This is a genomic window from Dolomitihabitans soli (genome assembly GCF_022213955.1).
GTDB classification, from domain to species: Bacteria; Actinomycetota; Actinomycetes; order Streptosporangiales; family Streptosporangiaceae; genus Streptosporangium_A; species Streptosporangium_A soli.
Window position 1 is genome coordinate 39098 of sequence record NZ_JAKNTW010000053.1, and the last position, 16822, is coordinate 55919.

Genomic DNA, 16822 nt, shown 5'->3' on the forward strand with positions numbered 1-16822 from the left:
ACCAACATGGACTAAACAAGCCGATTGAGCGCTCTTTGAGGGCTCAACCGCTCCCAGGTTGCGGATGGGTCCAGGGACGGTACACGCACTCCGCTCCTGGCCACGACGAAGTCGCGTCAAGCCGTGGGCCGATTCGGGCGGGGAGGCCATGAGGTCATGAGCGAACGGCACGCCGGCGTGGTCAGACCGAGACGTGCGATCGCAAGGCGTTCTTGCGAGCTCAGGCCAGACGACTGCCCGTAGGGCCGGGAGCGCGAGATGAGGGACGATGAAGAAAGCCAGCACTCCCGCGAGTGACCGGCCGGATCCACGACCCGGCTCGTTCTGGTTGGGTGATTCGCTCGACGCACCGTACACGGCGACCGCCGTGATCGATGACCAAGGTGTCGTGACCGGCTGGAGCACGGGGGCCCGGAGGTTGCTCGGCTACCACGCCGCTGACATCGTTGGACGGTCCGCGGCCATCCTCCTCGCCGAGGAGATCGTCCCCGAGCCGGTTCAGTCGTCCTTGGCGGAACTGCCGCGGTGGAACGGAAGAGTCACACTGCTGCATCGGGACGGCCATCGACTGAAGGTGGAGATACTGGCGCATCACCGGACGGCGGACTCCGGTGGCAGCGAGTGGATCGTCGTGTCATCCGTCATGGCCGAGACGCGGCCGCTCGAGCACGATGTCCTGATGGAGTGGGCGTTCGGTCAGGGCCCGTGCGCCATGGCGATCTACGGTAGCGATCTGCGCCTGCGTCGGGCGAACCGAGACATGCAATGCGCTTTCGGCCTCACGGAGGATGAGATGCGCGGGCTGCGGGTGTCGGAGATCGTGCTCGACCCCCATCTGGAGGAGGTCGACGAGTGCATCCGCCAGGTGCTGGAGAGCGGCGAGCCACGAGAAAGGGAGAACTTCTTCCGCACCCCAGGGAAGAGCCGTAAGCAGGCCTGGGCGGTTCGCCTCACCCCGCTCAGGAACCAAGACGATCAGATCCTTGCGGTGTGCCTCGCGGCGCACGACATTACTGAGCAGTATTGGGCACGGGAGCGTCTGCTGATGCTCAATGAGGCGGGTGCCCGGATCGGCCGCACACTCGAGGTCGTGCGCACCGCCCAGGAAATGGCGGACGTCGTGGTTCCCAAACTCGCGGACTCCGTCGACATCTCCCTGCTCGCCTCGCTGGACCAGGGCGAGCCACCCACCGTCCCTCCGGCCGGGCCCATCACGATGCGTCATGCCGCCCGGTCGGTCATCGAAGACGGCCCTGCGGCCACCCTTGAGCCAGGAGAGATCACCACCTATTCGGACGACCCTCCACAGGTCCAGTGCCTGCGTTCAGGACGGTCCTTCTTGTACGACACGCCCGGAGACTGGGCCCTTCACTCGATGGCGGTGCCGCTACGAGCCAGTGGCACCGCCCTGGGGGTGGCCGTCTTCGCACGCCACCGGCTGATGGAACCGTTCGATCAGCACGACCTGTTGCTGGCCGAAGAGATCACGGCCAGAGCAGCGGTCTGCATCGACAATGCCTACCGTTATAGCCGTGAGCGTGAAACGGCCCTCACCTTGCAGCACAGCCTGCTGCCACAACGGCTGCCCCAGCAGGCGGCAGTCGAGGTCGCTTCTCGCTACCTGCCCGCAGGAGCCCGGGCCGGCGCGGGTGGCGACTGGTTCGACGTCATCCCCCTCTCCGGGGCCCGTGTCGCCTTGGTCGTCGGCGACGTCGTCGGCCACGGCATCCAGGCGTCCGCCACCATGGGCCGCCTTCGTACTGCGGTCCGAACTCTGGCCGACGTTGACCTGCCGCCCGACGAACTACTTATTCACCTGGACGACCTCGTCACCCACCTGGCCGCCGAAGTGGACAGCACCGGGTGGCGCGACGGCGCGGCCGAAGCCCCGGGAGAGATCGGAGCCACCTGTCTCTACGCCGTCTACGATCCGGTGACGCGCCGTTGCGGCCTCTCCCGGGCCGGTCACCAGCTGCCCGTCGTGGTAAGTCCTGGTGGCACCGTCGAATTCGTCGATCTTTCGGCCGAGCCGCCGCTCGGTATGGGTGGCCTCAACTTCGAGTGCACCGAGATAGAACTGCCCGCGGGCAGCTTGCTCGTGCTCTACACCGACGGCCTCGTCGAAGCCCGTCACCGCGACAGCAACGAGGGCCTCGAAATTCTGCGCAAGGCCATCGCCAGGCCCGATCAGTCGCTGGACACCATCTGCGACAACGTGCTCGAGGCGCTGCTCCCCTCCCACCCTCCGGACGACGTCGCCCTGTTGATCGCCCGCACCCGAGCGCTGGACGCGTCCCAGGTCGCCACCTGGGATCTGCCTGCCCGCCCCGCCATCGTCGCCCAGGCGCGCAGGAACGCCTCCAAACAGTTGGCCCTCTGGGGACTCGACGAAGCGATCTTCACCACGGAACTGGTGGTCAGTGAACTGGTCACCAACGCCATCCGCTACGGCGACGCACCCATTCAGCTCCGGCTGATCTACGACCGCAGCCTGATCTGCGAGGTGTCCGACGCCAGCAGCACCGCCCCCCACCTTCGCCGCGCCCGTGTCTACGACGAAGGCGGCCGCGGTCTGCTCCTGGTCGCCCAGCTCACCCAACGCTGGGGCACGCGCCACACGACTGCCGGGAAGACCATCTGGGCAATACAGACGTTGTCTGGAGACAACGGCACGGGCACCTGACCCGACGCTCCTCGCCCTGCCCGTTCGCCCCCTGTTTGAGGGGTTCGGCCTTTATATGTCACTGCGGCTACGTCCGGTCTCCACAGGCTGGAGGTCGTGCGTTCTTTCTCTCGCAGGGTTTGGGCCGGTCGTACGGCCCGGTTCGGGCACGGCTGGTGTAGGCGGCGAGGTCGAACGGGGCGCGTCGATCAGCGGCCGCCGCCGTGCCGAGCTCAGCACGGCGGCGCGAAGGATCGCGGGTTCTCGCAAAGTCGGGTCAAAGTCGGGTCATCGACGAGGTCGATGCCGCGCAGGTCCGGTCCGGCGACGCAGGACCCCGCCGAGTCGCCACCGTATGGTTGTGACCGAGTGACGTGTCCGCAGTCGGACCGCGGGTGCGACCCTCCAACCTCAGCAACAGATCCTGGGATCCACCTCGACACAACTCGTACCGCCCGGCCGATAGCAGCAGTAGTAGCGCCGCTTTCCCAAGAAGTGCGGCAAGCCGCACGCCAAGTGGATCTTACAGGTGTCGGAATTGTTGTACCAGCAACCGCTTGAGGCTTGGGCGTTCTCACGCGGGACCAACCTGGCCAGCAGCGCATCGCTGAGGTTGCCGATGAATTCCTTCATTCATGTCTCCCAGATCGCACGGAGGAAGCCGCCGGTCAGTCCAGCCCGGCGGCGCGGGATCAGGCGACGGCCGGGGCCACGCCCGATGGCGCACAGCGTGCCCGGTCTCACTAGCCCGGCGATAAACCGCCACTAGCGCGACTGCGGTTGGCCCTGGCGGGATGACATTGGAGAAGTCGGAGGCGGCGCCCGCCTGTGGCGTCGGCGCACCTGGCGGGGCCGCCGACGCTCGAGAGCGGTGCGGCCGGCTTCGGCGAGGCAGTTGCAAGTATGCGCGGGGACTGCTGCGCCCTGCTCAGGCGGATTACGGACGATCCGCGCTGAACAGGGCCGCCATCGTGCTCAGGGGCAGGTCGGCTCGCCGCTCTGCGCGGGTACGTTCACCCCGCTCCAGGCCGCCTTGATGACGTTGAATTCGACACAGCCGGTGTACAGCGTCTTGGCCGCCCGCAGCGTGGCCACGCGCGCCTTGGCGTGCGTCCACGGCGCCGTCTTCATGTTCAGGCCGGTCATGAAGATCTGGCCCGCCTTGCGGATGCCGATGCCGGTGATGGCCGCGCCGCCGTCGCACCGGCTGCTGGCCGGCTTTCCGCTCGGGTTCGTGCCCTCGGCCAGTAGGTAGAACCAGTGGTTCTGCGGTCCGGCCGCCGCGTGCACCTGGGTGCCCGGGATGGCGGAGCTGTAGCAGTTCGGGTGACCCAGCGCCGACGGGTTGTACATGTTCCTGATCTCCCCGCGGCCCGACAGGTTGACCTCCTCGCCGACCAGGTAGTCGGGCGGGTCGAGGCTGGCCGGCTCGTTGACGTACGCCTCGGTCAGCGCGCCGAAGATGTCACCCGTCGACTCGTTCAGGCCGCCGGACTCGTTGCCGCTGCCGCCGCTGCCGCCGGAGAACTGGAAGATGCCGTGGCCGAACTCGTGCCCGACGACGTCCATCGAGACGGCCTGCTGGCTGCCCGCGGAGTTGCGGCCGAAGGAGGCGTACGACCCGTTCCAGAAGGCGTTGGCCTGGTTCAGCCCGACCCTCGCGGGGTACCCGCGGCCCGAGCCGTTGACGCCGTTGCGACCGAGCCATTCGCTGAGCATGTTCCACTGGCGCTGGGCCGCGAAGAGCGCGTCGACGCAGGCCGTCTCCAGGTTCGTGCCGCTGCCGGTGCCCCAGCTGTCGGTCGACTTGGTGTACGCCGTGCCGTTCTGACCGCCGCACTGGATGCCGGTGCGCGTGGGGTCGCGCATCACGTACGACGGGGAAGTGTCGATGGTGACCGGGTTGCCGTTGTAGTAGCTGTTGCCGGTGCCGTCGACTACCTGGTCCCACTGGTCGATGACCTGGCCGCCACGCGCGTCCACGTACACGTGCACGATGCTGGACTGGTCGTCGGTGGCGGCCACGACCTCCCACGCCAGGCGTGGCGTGGGCGTGGCGGCGTGCACCACGAGAGTCGGCGTGCCGATCGAAGTGGCCTTGGGCGCCACGTTGCGGGCCGTGTCCGCCGCCGCCTGCGCGGCGATCTGCGGCTTGGTGTCCAGGGCGATCTTCGCCTGCTGGCCGGTGTCGATCGTGCTGACCGCCTTGCCGGACTTGTCGGTCGTTATGACTACCTCGCCGCCGAAGACGGGCAGGCCGGCGTAGGTACGCGTGTACGTGAGGTGCTGGATGCCGTTGACGCCGGCGATGGCCGACGACAGGGAGAAAGCGTCCTGGTCGGCGGCCAGGAGCTGTGTCCGGCTGGAGGCGATGACGTTCTGCGCGGTCGCCACCGCGGTGCCGCGCTCCGAGGGTGAGGGCGGGTCGGCCACCTGGGCGTTCGCGCTTGTGGCGCCCGCCGGTGCGGTGATGGTCAGGGCTAACGCGAGTATGGCGGCAGAGCCCAACCTGTGCTTGGGGTTCATCGCTCGTTGCTCCTCAGGGGGGTGGAGTGGACGAGCCCCGGCCGGCTGGGGTGCACTCAGATTGACATTTCGAGTGACCTAAGTGATAGCTCCCAATTTGCCCATAACGCCGTGGTATGGATCGAACAACACCTTTTCCAGACCTGCCATCACGGGGGGTTGGCCGGAGTAGCGGCGGCTCTCCTCGGTGGGCCAGATCTCGGCGAGCGGATGCATCCTCCCGTCAGGTGGGGGCCACCGCCACGGCCAGGCCGCCGGCCTCGTAGACGGTCTCCTGGATCCGCCGGGCCGGGCGTGCCGCCGGTTCGATGGCTCCGTCTGCCGCCTGGCTGGAGTGCCGGTCCCCGTGCCCCCGGCCAGGAGCTCCGAGTCGGAGTCGAACAGCGCGACCGCCTCCTCACACCGCTGGGCCATCGCGGAGTACGCCACGCACGGCGTCGAGCCGTACACCTGGTTCGAACTCCGGCAGCCACCAGGTCGCGCCGGCCTTCGCGTACGGCTCGGGATCGACACCGAGCGGCAGACCGACGGCGATGTCGTACGAGGCCATCTCGCCATGTCGCAGTTCGGTGAGGGTGCCGACGACCTCGGCGAGCTGGTCCGGGTGCTCGAGATCGGCCGGGAAGAAGCCGTCGAGCCGGGCGGCCCGGCGGATCGGCTTGGTGTTGCCCGGGAACCCGGCGGCCCACACCGGCACGCCGGGCCGCTGAACCGGCCGCGGTAGGAACGCGATGTCGTCGACGGTGTAGTGCTCGCCGCGATGGCGCACCGGCTCGCCGGACCAGGCGGCGGCCAGGATCGCCAAGGACTCGTCCAGCATCCGCCCGCGCCGCCGGTCGTCGAGCTGCTCGCCGGTCTTGGACAGCTCGCCGCCGAACCGGTCGCTTCCGAGGCCGACGCCGAGGGTGAGGCGGCCGTCGCTGAGCCGATCCAGCGTCGCGGCCTCCCGCGCGATCTTGGCCGGCCGCCGACGGGGAAGCGGCGACACCATCGGGCCGAGCCGCAGCCGCTCGGTCGCGGTCGCGATCGCCGCCAACGCGATCCACGGGTCGGCGACCTGTCGGACCGGCGCCCGCCAGCACAGCTGATCCCACACGAAGCAGCCGTTCCACCCGGCTTCCTCCGCGTCGGCGGCAAGGCGCGCGACCACCCGTGGGTCGGCGAGGTCGTCGAAGAGCGGCAGCCAGAGTGCCGACCGTAGCCGGTTCATGGGCGGTCACCTTCTGTGTGCCGTACCAGGGCCGACACGAAGGCATTCCACACCGGCTCCGGCAGGTCATGTCCGGCCCCCTCCAGGACCAGCAGCTCGGCACCGGGGATCGCGTCGCGTAGCGCCTTGCCGTGCGGCAGCGGCAGGAATGGGTCGTGGTCGCCGTGGACCACGAGCGTCGGCGCCGTGATGTCGCCGAAGCCGCCTCGGGCCGGCCCGTCGAGCTCGATGGCGTAGTGGTTGGCCAGCGTCGAGGCGTAGCTCCTGGCGCGCGCCACGTCACGTTCGACCAACGCGCGGATCGCGGCCTCGTCGAAGTACGGCGAGCCACCGGCGTACGCCCTCGCGCCGGCGACCACGTACTCGACGATCGCGGCCGCGTCGGAGGAATCCGGCTCGGCCGGCATGGCCAGATCGCTCGAGGGCGGCGGCAGGTCGTCGGCCCCGGTCGAGGTCGAGACGAACGTCAGCGACGCGACCCGATCGGGATGGTCCACACCGAGGATGAGTCCGGTCCCGCCGAACATCGACTGACAGACCACGTGGGCGCGTTCGATGCCCAAGGTGTCCTGGATGCCGAGCACGTCCAGGGTCAGGTCGGTGAAGGAGTACGCCGGCTGTCCCGGCGGGTGGCAGGTCGACCGGCCGGTGTCTCGATGGTCGTACCGGACCACGAACCGACCACGGGCGGCGATGCGTTCGCACAGTTCGGCGTCCCACCACAGCATCGAGGCAGCAGCCCCGGCCACCAGCGTGATCGCCGGGGCCGCGCGGTCTCCGAAGGTCTCGACACACAGCTCGACGCCGTTGATCGAGAGGAGTTGCCGGCCGTGGGATTGGTGAGCGTTCATGTCTGGCACGCTAGGCCCGCGACTTCATCGTGAAAAGCGATGATTTTCGATCGAGTTGATCGCTCATAACGATGGATTTCGCTAGGCTGGAATTCGTGATCGACATCGAGCTGCGCCACCTGGCGGCGATGGCCGCCATCGCCGAGGAGGGCTCGTTCGGTCGGGCGGCCGCCCGTCTCGGGTACACCCAGTCGACGGTGAGCCAGCAGATCGCCGCGTTGGAGAGGGCCGTCGGCGGTCTGGTGTTCGACCGGCCGGGCGGTCCCAAGCCAGTACGGCTCACCCCACTCGGCTCCGTGGTCCTCGACCAGGGTCGCGAAATGCTGGCGAAGGCGGAGGCATTGGCCGACGCCGTGGACCGGTTCAAGGCGGGAGACGGCCGGATCGACATCGGCACGTTCCAGAGCGTGTCCAACGTCATCCTGCCGTCGGTCGTACGGCGGCTGCGAGACGAGCACCCCGGCTGTGACATCAGGTTGTCCGAGGAGGAGCCGGAGCAGCCGCAGATCGGTGACCTTGACCTGCTGTTCTACGACGGCCGCATCGACGGCGACGTCGAGCACATCAAGCTGCTCGACGATCCGTACCTGCTGGTGGCCGACGCCGGCACCTTCCCCGACGGCCCGGTCCCGCTGGAGTGGCTCGACGGCGCACCGATGGTGGCCTGGCCGCTGACCTGCGACCAGCCCTTGATGGAGCAGGCAGTCGCGCGCAGCGGCGCCCGTCCGCAGATCGTGTTCCGCTCCGCGGTCAACGACACCTTGTTGTCGATGGTGCGAGCCGGCATGGGATCGGCGGTGCTGCCCTGGCTCGCCATCCGCGGTGCCGGCGTCCCATCCGACGGCAGGCTCCGCGTCCACGAGCTACGGCCTTCCCTGCCGGCACGGGAGATCTACCTGCACTGGCGGGCCGGACGTACCCACTCACCCCTTGCCGGCCGGGCCATCGAGATCGCCGTCGAGGTCGCGGCCGAGCTCGCGCCGCCGCCAGCCAGTGCTTGATGCGTGCGGGTTGTAGCCCCTGAAGAGGGACGACACGTCACACCGCGCAGGAGATCCACCCGATCCGCGAGGAGATCGAACGCCGCGTCCGCACTCTGCTCACCGACCTCGGCGTGCCAGTGAACCGACTACGTCGGCAGGCATCCATAGATGCACATCGATATAGATGTACACTAATTTCGATGCTCATCTATTCAGGAGGCTTGATGGAGCTGCTGGAGATCCTGGAGTGCAGCCCGCCGCTGGCGCGTGAACCGCTGGACGCCGATCAGGCCGCCGGGGTGGCACGGGTGTTCAAGGCGCTGGGCGATCCGGTCCGGCTGCGCATCCTGTCGATCGTGGCCAGCCGCGAGGGCGGCGAGGTGTGCGTGTGCGACATCACCGGTGCGTTCGACGTGTCCCAGCCGACGATCAGCCACCACCTCAAGGTGCTGAAAGACGTGGGTTTGCTGACCTCGGAGCGGCGCGCCTCCTGGGTGTACTACCGCGTGGTCCCCGACACGCTCGCCGAACTGTCGGCGCTGCTGAATACGCCCGCCACCGTTTGAGCGCCGGCAGAGCGCGCAGGCCGACGGCACCGACTGACCACCCGGTCGAGAAGGAAGATCCATGTCTCAAGCTCCCACCCGCGCGCAGGCGCCCGCTCCGGCGGGCCCGACGGGCGTGATCGGCGCCTTGTCCACGCTGGACCGGTTCCTGCCGGTCTGGATCATCGGGGCGATGGTGGCCGGGCTGCTGCTCGGCAGGCTGGTGCCCGGCCTGGACGCCGCGCTGGAAGCGGTGAAGGTCGGGGAGATCTCGCTGCCGATCGCACTCGGACTGCTGCTGATGATGTACCCGGTGCTGGCCAAGGTCCGCTACGACCGGCTGGACACCGTCACCGGTGACCGGCGGCTGCTCATCTCCTCGCTGGTGCTGAACTGGGTCGCCGGCCCGGCGCTGATGTTCGCGCTGGCCTGGCTGCTGCTGCCCGACCTGCCCGAATACCGCACTGGGCTGATCATCGTCGGGCTCGCGCGGTGCATCGCGATGGTGCTGATCTGGAACGACCTGGCGTGCGGCAACCGGGAGGCCGCGGCCGTGCTGGTGGCGATCAACTCGGTCTTCCAGGTGCTCGCCTTCGCCGTACTCGGCTGGTTCTACCTGGACCTGCTGCCCGGCTGGCTCGGCCTGACCCAGACCGCGCTGGAGGTCTCGATGTGGGACATCGCCCAGTACGTGCTCATCTTTCTCGGCATCCCGCTCGCCGCCGGATACCTGTCCCGCACGTTCGGTGAACGGGTCAAGGGCCGGGACTGGTACGAGGGCCGCTTCCTGCCGCGTATCGGGCCGGTCGCCTTGTACGGGCTGCTGTTCACCATCGTCATCCTGTTCGCCCTGCAAGGCCACACGATCACCTCCCAGCCCTGGGACGTGGCCCGCATCGCCATCCCGCTGCTGGCCTACTTCGCGATCATGTGGGGCGGGTCCTTCCTGGCGGGGCGGGCGATCGGCCTGCCGTATGACCGGACCACGACGCTGGCCTTCACCGCGGCCGGCAACAACTTCGAGCTGGCCATCGCCGTGGCCATCGGCGTCTTCGGCGTCACCTCCGGCCAGGCCCTGGCCGGAGTCGTCGGCCCGCTCATCGAGGTACCCGTCCTGGTCGCCCTGGTCTACGTCAGCCTCTGGGGCCGCCGCCTGTTCACCGGCAAGGAGTCCGCCAGTGTCTGAGACCGCCTCCGGCAAGCCCAGCGTCCTGTTCGTCTGCGTCCACAACGCCGGCCGCTCCCAGATGGCCGCCGGCTGGCTCACCCACCTGGCCGGGGACACGGTCGAGGTCCGCTCCGCGGGCTCGGAACCGGCCGGGCGGGTCAACCCCGTCGCCGTGGAGGCCATGCGCGAGGTCGGCATCGACATCACCGCCGCCCAGCCCAAGGTCCTCACCACCGACGCCGTCGAGGCTTCCGACGTGGTGATCACCATGGGCTGCGGCGACGCCTGCCCGATCTTCCCTGGCAAGCGGTATGAGGACTGGCAGCTCGCCGACCCGGCCGGTCAGGGCATCGAGGCCGTCCGGCCGATCCGGGACGAGATCCGCGACCGGATCAAGAAACTGATCACCGAACTCGCCGCCGCCGGAGGCGGCGAGTAGCGGACGGCTGGACGGCTCGCCGATCCCGACACGCTCCCACCAGCGGTCTTGAATGGGCGTGAACGACGATATCTGTCGAACTCGGGGGCGGTCCGCCGGGGACCGGGTCAGTCGTGTCGATTAGTGATCGATCACTTCCGCGTCGATGCCCTGTTGGCGGCATTGGTTAGGCTGTGGCGCACGGAGCGAGGAGAGGGTTCCCTTGGACGAGGCCGAGACGCCGCGCATCACGATCCATGAGGTGGCCCGGCGTGCAGGAGTTTCGCACCAGACGGTTTCACGGTATTTCCGCCACAACGAGGGCTTGAAGCCGGAGACCCGCAAGAAGATCGATCTGGTCGTCCAGGAGCTCAACTACCGGCCGAATCTGGTCGCGCGTTCCATGCGCACGCGGCGTACGAACCGGCTGGCGATCACCCTGCCCGTCTCCAGCTACCTGTGGCCGGTGCGCCTGCTCCGTGCCGCCTCCGCCGTCGCGCACGCCGAGGGCTTCCAACTGGAGGTCGTCAGCGTCGAGGGTGACCCGCGCGCCAGGGTGGAGCGGATCTTGGAGCTGGCCGGCTCGGGGCAGGTGGAGGGCATTCTGTCGCTGACGCCTCTGGAGTTCGACCACGCTGCCTCGCCGGTGCCCGTCGTCGTCACGGGCGGCTACGACGACAAGCTGCGCGGGGTCAGCGAACTCGCGGACGCCTCCCCGATCCAGGAGATCATCGAATATCTCGCCTCGCTCGGCCACCGGGTCTTCTTTCACATCGCGGGTGCACAGAGCTGGACCTCGGCCCGTAACCGCAAGCTGGTCTACGAGCAGACGATCGAGCGCCTCGGGCTCACCTCGTACGGCGTCGCCCTCGGCGACTGGAGCCCTCAGTCCGGCCACGATGCCGTACGCGGCCTGCCGGACGGGTGCGGCGTGACCGCCATCGTCGCCGTGAACGACCACGTGGCGATGGGCGCCGTGCGGGGAGCGTTCTCCCGCGGCTGGCGGGTTCCCGGCGATGTCAGCGTGTTCGGCTGGGACGACGAGGAGCTGGGACGCTTCGCCACGCCCTCCCTGTCCACGGTGGCCGTCGACAGGGAGGTGCAGGGGCGGGAGGCCATGGCCAGGCTCATCGCGGAGGTACGCGGTGAGCCCGAGCCGCCGCCTTCCGCACGGTCGATCAACCGGGTCATCGTCCGCGAGACGGCCGGCCCGCCGCCGGCCTGAGTCCGGCCCCTGCGTAGTGAGCCGGACGGCACCGATGTGCTGACTCCATGGCGCCGCTCTGACGACGATCGTCCTGCGCTGAGCCGCGGTCGCTCACGCCGTGCCGCCGGGCACGCGATGCGCGCGACCCGGCGGCTCGGCTCGGTCCTGCCGCTTCGCCGGACTAGGACGGGGGCACCGGCGTCCAGGTACGCAGCCGCCCGCACATGCCGAAGGCGCGGGGGCCGGGCCTGGGCGTGGTCCGTACCACGGTGGCCTGCCCGAGGTGAGCGGGATCGCCGTTCGCGATGGCCGCGAGCTGCTCGCGGGTGCGCTCGGTCTCGGCCGCGACGGTTAGGCTCCACAGCTCCGCCCAGGCCGCCGCCCGCAGCCGGACGATCGCCGCGGCGAGGCGGTGGAAGTCAGCCAGCGCCTCGCCGCCGCGCTTGTCGACCTCCTCCAGGAGTTGTCGGAAGCCGGCGACGGCCAGGTCACGCCGGGTCCGGGCGGCGGCCGCCCGCTCGTCCTCCGAGCCGTCCGCCGGCAACGTGGCCGCGGTGAGGTAGGCGTCGCGATCGCGCAGGACGTCCGGGGGAAAGGTGAGCACGGCGTCGCCTGCCTCGGGCAGCCCCGCGTTCTGCATGATCACGACCAGCCGGAGGCCGTCCTCGTTGACCAGGCGGTGGATCGTTCCCGGCGAGAACCACAAGACGGCGCCGGCTTCGAGCCGGTCCCGGGCGAAGCCCGCGGCGCTGAGGGTGTGCACCTCCCCGCGGCCCGCGGTCACGACGTACGCCTCGGTCGAGACGGTGTGCAGGTGCGGGGTGCCGCCGTGCACGCCGTCGGCGCATTCCCAGTCGTAGACCGCCAGGTCGCTGATCGAGGTGCCGCCGGGGAACAGCGGGGTCACAGCGCGAACTCCGTGCCGAGCTCGTCCAGCTCGGCCCGGTCGCACATGTGGTCGATGAAGACGTAGCGGTGCGCGAGTTCGAGGGTGTCGCCGTCGGCCAGCGCGATCTCCTCGTCGAAGGAGGGGGAGGGGCTGATCACGGCGAACGCCTCCCTGCGGACGAACCACTTGATCGGCACGGACGCGCTGGAGCGTCCGGCGATGGCCAGCACGGTGCCCCCGCCGTCGATCTCGTCGTGCTTCCCGACCATGGCCAGCCATGGGGCTTCGGTGCCCATCATCTCCTCCCCGCCCTGACCGCCGGCGCCGATGATCGTTCCTCCGGTCCAGGACCTGGGGCCGCGCCAGAAGTAGCCCGCGTATCCGGCCATCGGCCTGCCGTGCGTGGTGGGGCTGCCGAAGTCGAGCGTGGCGCCGCGGACGTTGCGCAGGCGGGTGGTGAAGTCCAGGGCCCAGATGCCGCGCTCGGCGTCCACGCCGTGGAAGACCTGGTGGCGCTGCTCGGTGATCCAATGCTCACCCTGTGCCGAGACCCAGTGCAGGCTCTCCTCGACCGTCACCCGCTCCTCGTCGGAGGAGAGCGCGGTGAAGTCGATGTGGTTCATGTGACCGAGGTTGTCCTCCATGTGGTAGCCCCGCTCCACCGAGTACGTCGGGCCACCCCAGAAGTTCTGCCCCGACAGGTGCGCCCACGTCATCTGCAGGCCCTTGTGCCAGCGGTGGTCCCACGGCCGGTAGACCGACATGGGCGCGCCGGTCAGGCTGCGGATGGGATGCACGTAGGGCTTGGGCGACTCGGCGTCGGGCGCGTCCGGGTGGTAGACGTACTGCGCGATGTCCACGTCGCCGGCGGTGATGATCAGAGACTTGTCCTCGTCGCGGACGCTGAGCCCGGGTTCAGGCATGGGTGTTCTCCTTGTGCTGGAGGCGGCTGATGGCGGTTGGCGTGTCGCCGCCGTTGAGCGCGTGGTAGAAGGGGTTGGCCGGGCCGAGTTCGGCCCGGCAGACGGGACGGCCCGTGATGGCGGACTGGTACATGCCGGTGATCAGCTCCATGATGCGCCTGCCGTCGGCGCCGCTGGCCGGGGGCCGTTCGCCGGCCTTCATGGCGGCCAGCAGGGCGGTGAGCTGGGCGCGGTGCGAGCTGGGCGTGTTCTCGGCCGGCGCCCAGCCGGCGATCCGGTCCTCATCCGTGACGTGCGGCGCGGGAGTCCAGCGCCAGTTCGAGTTGTCGTAGCCGTACAGGTGCTCGACCTCGACGGTGGCGTCGGTGAAGTCGAAGCGCAGGTAGCTCGTCTCGCGGGGGGACAGGACGCTGTTGACGACCGAGGCGATGGCGCCGGAGTCGAAGCGGACGATCGCGAACGACACGTCCTCGGTCTCGACCCGGCGGCCGAGGGTCGCCGCCACGGCGTGCACCTCGTGCCAGTCGCCGAGCAGGCTGAGCAGGAGGTCCATCTGGTGGATGCCGTGGCCCATGGTCGGGCCACCGCCCTCGGTCTCCCACCTGCCGCGCCAGGGCACCTCGAAGTAGTCGTGTCCGCGGTACCACAGCGTGTTGCACACGGCGACGAGCGGCGCGCCCAGCTCGCCGTCGCCGATGTGCCGCCGCAGCCGCTGGGCCGCGCCGCCGAAGCGGTGCTGGAAGACATAGCCGGCGTAGGGTCCGCCGTCCTTCTCGTGGGCGGTGATCTCGTCGTACTCGGCGAGTGACAGCGTCGGCGGCTTCTCGCACCAGACCCACGCGCCGGCGTCGAGCGCGGATGTCACCGCCTCGCGATGCGCCACCGGCGGCGTGGCGACGACCACGAGGTCGGGGCTCTCCGTTGCCAGCATTTCGGTCAGATCGGTGTGGCGGCCCGGGATGTCGTAGGCGTCGGCCAGCTCGTTCGCGCGGGCGGAGTCGACGTCGCACACGGCGACGACCCGTACCGCGTCGCCCGCCGCGGCCAGGGCGGGCAGATGACAGGCTTTCGCGATGCCCCCGGTGCCGACGATGGCGACACGAATCGGGGACGAAGACGCAGGCATGCATGGCTCCCTTGGACGACCCAAAGAGTGATCGATCACTTTTTACTGGGTCAACCTATTTTCGATCGCTCCTCGGGTCAACCCACCCCATCCGTTATGGCGTGATCCGGACCGTGGCGTCCAGCCGGTCCGTGCAGCTGCGCGGCCGCAACGCGATGGCAGACGCCCCGTCGGCTCCTCAACGAGGTCCCTTCCGCCAGATCACTGGAAGGAGGCGTCGTCGACGTAGAGGCCGTCGGTGCCCGCGGCCGTCTCGACGTACAAGGAGGCGTTCGTCAGCGTGCCGGTCCAGGAGACGGTCGCGGTGCCGGTGAGCTGGGTCCAGCCGTTCGTGTCGGCCGTTTGCGCCGGGGTCAGCTGGTGGTAGTTCGTGGTGCCGTTCGCCGTGACCGCCAGGGTCGCCTTCGCGCTGGGGGTTCCGCTCTGCGACCGCACCCAGACGCTCGTGGTGTAGCTCTTGCCGTTGGTGAGCTGCGAGGTCACGTTCTGGTTGGGGCCGTTCCAGGCCGCCGTACGTCCGGAGTTGAGCAGGGACCGGCTGCCCGCGTGGGCGACGTCGGTGACGGCGGACAGGGTGCCGCCGGAGGTGGTCCAGCCCGTGGTGCCGTTCTCCATGGTGCCGTTGGTCAGCAGGTTCCCACCGCTGCCGCCACCCGAGGTGAACTGCCACCAGTTGAGGTTGAGCAGGTAGCCGCTGCCGCCGGCGAACCGGAGGTAGAGGTCACGGGTGCCGGTCGCGCCGGACACCGGGCAGGTGACCGAGGACCAGTTCTGCCAGCCGCCGGTGCCGGTGACGGTGCAGGTGCCCACGAGGGTGCCGGTGGCGCTGCCGAGCCGCAGTTCGATCCGGCCGCCGCCGGTGCCCGAGGCCACGCGGGCGGTGAAGGAGGAGGATCCGTTGCCGAAGGCGACGCCCTTGACCTTGAGGTAGTCGCCGTTCTCGATGTGGCCCACGTTAATGCCGCCTTCGCCGGAGGCTTCGGTCTCGACCCCGGATGCCCACGCGACGGTCTCGGCCTCCTGGCGGACGTACGGGTTGAGCGTGCCGACCTGGGGTGGTCCGGCGGTGGTCATGTTGATGGTGGGAATGGTGCCGTCCGCGTTGTAGGTGAACTTCTCCATAGCCACCGACCTGGTGAAACCGCCTCCGCCGGGGAGGGCGCCGTTGTGGTAGAAGAAGTACGACCCGCCGTTGAAGTCGACGATCCCGGCGTGGTTGGTGAAGCTGCCTCCCTGCCGGGGCATGATCGTTCCCCGGTAGGTCCACGGACCGGTGGCACTGGGGGCCGTCGAGTAGGCGATGAACTCCGAGCAGCATTCGGCGGCGAACACGTTGTAGTACAGGCCGTTGCGCTTGAAGACCCAGGGGGCTTCCTCGTAGAGGGTCGGGCGGCCGGCGTTGCCGGTGCGAGTGCCGTAGCCCGCGGTGGTGAGGGGGATCTGGGTCGGGCTGCCAGAGTAGGAGATCATGTCGGTGTTCAGCCGGACGTACCAGAGGCGAGGGTTGCCCCAGTACAGGTAGGCCTGGCCGTTGTCGTCGATGAAGACGTTGGGGTCGATCTCGCCGTTGTTGACCAGTGGGCGTCCGATGGCGTCGCGAAAGGGCCCGGTCGGGCTGTCGGCGACCGCGACACCGATGGCCATCGAGCCGGTGGCGCGGTCGCGGACCGGCACATACCAGTAGAAGCGGCCGTTGCGTTGGGCGACGTGGCCGGCCCAGGCGTTGGCGTCGGCCCAGGCGAAGGTGGCCAGGCTCATGGGCGAGCCGTGGTCGGTCCAGTTGGCCATGTCCGAAGAGGAGTAGACGTGCCAGTCCCGCATGGTGAAGTACGTGGAGCCGTCCTCGTCGTGGCCGGTGTAGAGGTAGACGCGGCCGTTGTGGACGAGCGGTGCGGGGTCGGCCGTGTAGATGGTCTGCACGATCGGGTTGTCGGCCAGGGCCGACGACGGGAACAGCACGGTCGAAAGAAGCAGGCCCACGGTACACAGGACCGTGCGCAGAGCGGGTCTCACCTGTTGTCTCCCTCAGGCGGGTAGTCGACGGGGGGTGTTCGTGGGCCCCGAGCACGGCGGACGCTCGCTAGGTGAGCGTTGACATTTCCGCGTGACGCGGGCGGGCTCGGTCTTGCGCCGAGCCCGCCGCTCCGGCTCCACCCGGTCCTGATCGCGACGCACCCGATGGGGCGTTGAACGTCGGGAACCTTCGAGCCGGATCTGTGTCACGCCGTCAGCGTTGGAGTGTCAGCAGGCCTGGCCGGTAGGGGAGGAGGCCGTAGTCGCCGCCGGAGTTGGGGTTGCGTCCTTGGTAGAGGAG

At 69.1% G+C, this 16822-nt stretch carries 13 protein-coding genes; 6 read left to right on the forward strand and 7 right to left on the reverse strand.

Features of this window, described 5'->3' with window-relative positions; genetic code table 11:
- Nucleotides 1-268: 268 nt before the first annotated feature.
- Nucleotides 269-2683 (forward strand): SpoIIE family protein phosphatase, encoded by a 2415-nt coding sequence (locus tag MBA17_RS48120; protein WP_238505669.1) that lies wholly within the window; start codon nt 269-271, stop codon nt 2681-2683.
- A 954-nt stretch (nt 2684-3637) separates the two neighbouring features.
- Here MBA17_RS48120 and MBA17_RS48125 read toward each other — a convergent pair.
- The 3 genes from MBA17_RS48125 to MBA17_RS48135 all read right to left on the reverse strand — a co-directional run bounded on the left by MBA17_RS48125 (nt 3638) and on the right by MBA17_RS48135 (nt 7249).
- A complete protein-coding gene (locus MBA17_RS48125; RefSeq protein ID WP_238505670.1) occupies nt 3638-5188 on the reverse strand; it encodes a M4 family metallopeptidase in 1551 nt (516 codons plus the stop codon).
- A 397-nt stretch (nt 5189-5585) separates the two neighbouring features.
- Nucleotides 5586-6398, reverse strand: a complete 813-nt coding sequence (locus MBA17_RS48130; protein ID WP_238505671.1) for an LLM class flavin-dependent oxidoreductase — start codon at nt 6396-6398, stop codon at nt 5586-5588.
- Entirely contained in the window at nt 6395-7249 is an 855-nt protein-coding gene (locus MBA17_RS48135) for an alpha/beta fold hydrolase (RefSeq protein WP_238505672.1), read from the reverse strand. The genes MBA17_RS48130 and MBA17_RS48135 overlap by 4 nt, the downstream gene beginning before the upstream one ends.
- Before the next feature lie 95 nt (nt 7250-7344).
- Here MBA17_RS48135 and MBA17_RS48140 point away from each other — a divergent pair, with 95 nt between their 5' ends.
- From MBA17_RS48140 to MBA17_RS48160, 5 genes are all read left to right on the forward strand, one after another.
- Nucleotides 7345-8250 (forward strand): LysR family transcriptional regulator, encoded by a 906-nt coding sequence (locus tag MBA17_RS48140; RefSeq protein ID WP_238505673.1) that lies wholly within the window; start codon nt 7345-7347, stop codon nt 8248-8250.
- A 206-nt stretch (nt 8251-8456) separates the two neighbouring features.
- Nucleotides 8457-8798 (forward strand): ArsR/SmtB family transcription factor, encoded by a 342-nt coding sequence (locus MBA17_RS48145; protein ID WP_238505674.1) that lies wholly within the window; start codon nt 8457-8459, stop codon nt 8796-8798.
- A gap of 61 nt (nt 8799-8859) precedes the next feature.
- Complete coding sequence (gene arsB / locus MBA17_RS48150; RefSeq protein WP_274387072.1) at nt 8860-9963, forward strand: ACR3 family arsenite efflux transporter; 1104 nt, start codon at nt 8860-8862, stop codon at nt 9961-9963.
- The gene (locus tag MBA17_RS48155; RefSeq protein ID WP_238505675.1) at nt 9956-10384 is read left to right on the forward strand and encodes an arsenate reductase ArsC; all 429 of its coding nucleotides are present in this window, start codon (nt 9956-9958) and stop codon (nt 10382-10384) included. The genes arsB and MBA17_RS48155 overlap by 8 nt, the downstream gene beginning before the upstream one ends.
- Before the next feature lie 202 nt (nt 10385-10586).
- Nucleotides 10587-11588: a LacI family DNA-binding transcriptional regulator gene (locus MBA17_RS48160; RefSeq protein WP_238505676.1), complete on the forward strand. Its 1002-nt coding sequence runs from the start codon at nt 10587-10589 to the stop codon at nt 11586-11588.
- A 163-nt stretch (nt 11589-11751) separates the two neighbouring features.
- Here MBA17_RS48160 and MBA17_RS48165 read toward each other — a convergent pair whose 3' ends face one another.
- The 4 genes from MBA17_RS48165 to MBA17_RS48180 all read right to left on the reverse strand — a co-directional run bounded on the left by MBA17_RS48165 (nt 11752) and on the right by MBA17_RS48180 (nt 16521).
- Nucleotides 11752-12477 (reverse strand): cupin domain-containing protein, encoded by a 726-nt coding sequence (locus MBA17_RS48165; protein ID WP_238505677.1) that lies wholly within the window; start codon nt 12475-12477, stop codon nt 11752-11754.
- Complete coding sequence (locus MBA17_RS48170) at nt 12474-13382, reverse strand: DUF6807 domain-containing protein (RefSeq protein ID WP_238505678.1); 909 nt, start codon at nt 13380-13382, stop codon at nt 12474-12476. The genes MBA17_RS48165 and MBA17_RS48170 overlap by 4 nt, the downstream gene beginning before the upstream one ends.
- A complete protein-coding gene (locus MBA17_RS48175; protein ID WP_238505679.1) occupies nt 13375-14508 on the reverse strand; it encodes a Gfo/Idh/MocA family protein in 1134 nt (377 codons plus the stop codon). The genes MBA17_RS48170 and MBA17_RS48175 overlap by 8 nt, the downstream gene beginning before the upstream one ends.
- Nucleotides 14509-14709: 201 nt before the next feature.
- Entirely contained in the window at nt 14710-16521 is a 1812-nt protein-coding gene (locus tag MBA17_RS48180; protein WP_238505680.1) for a family 43 glycosylhydrolase, read from the reverse strand.
- Nucleotides 16522-16822: the final 301 nt, after the last annotated feature.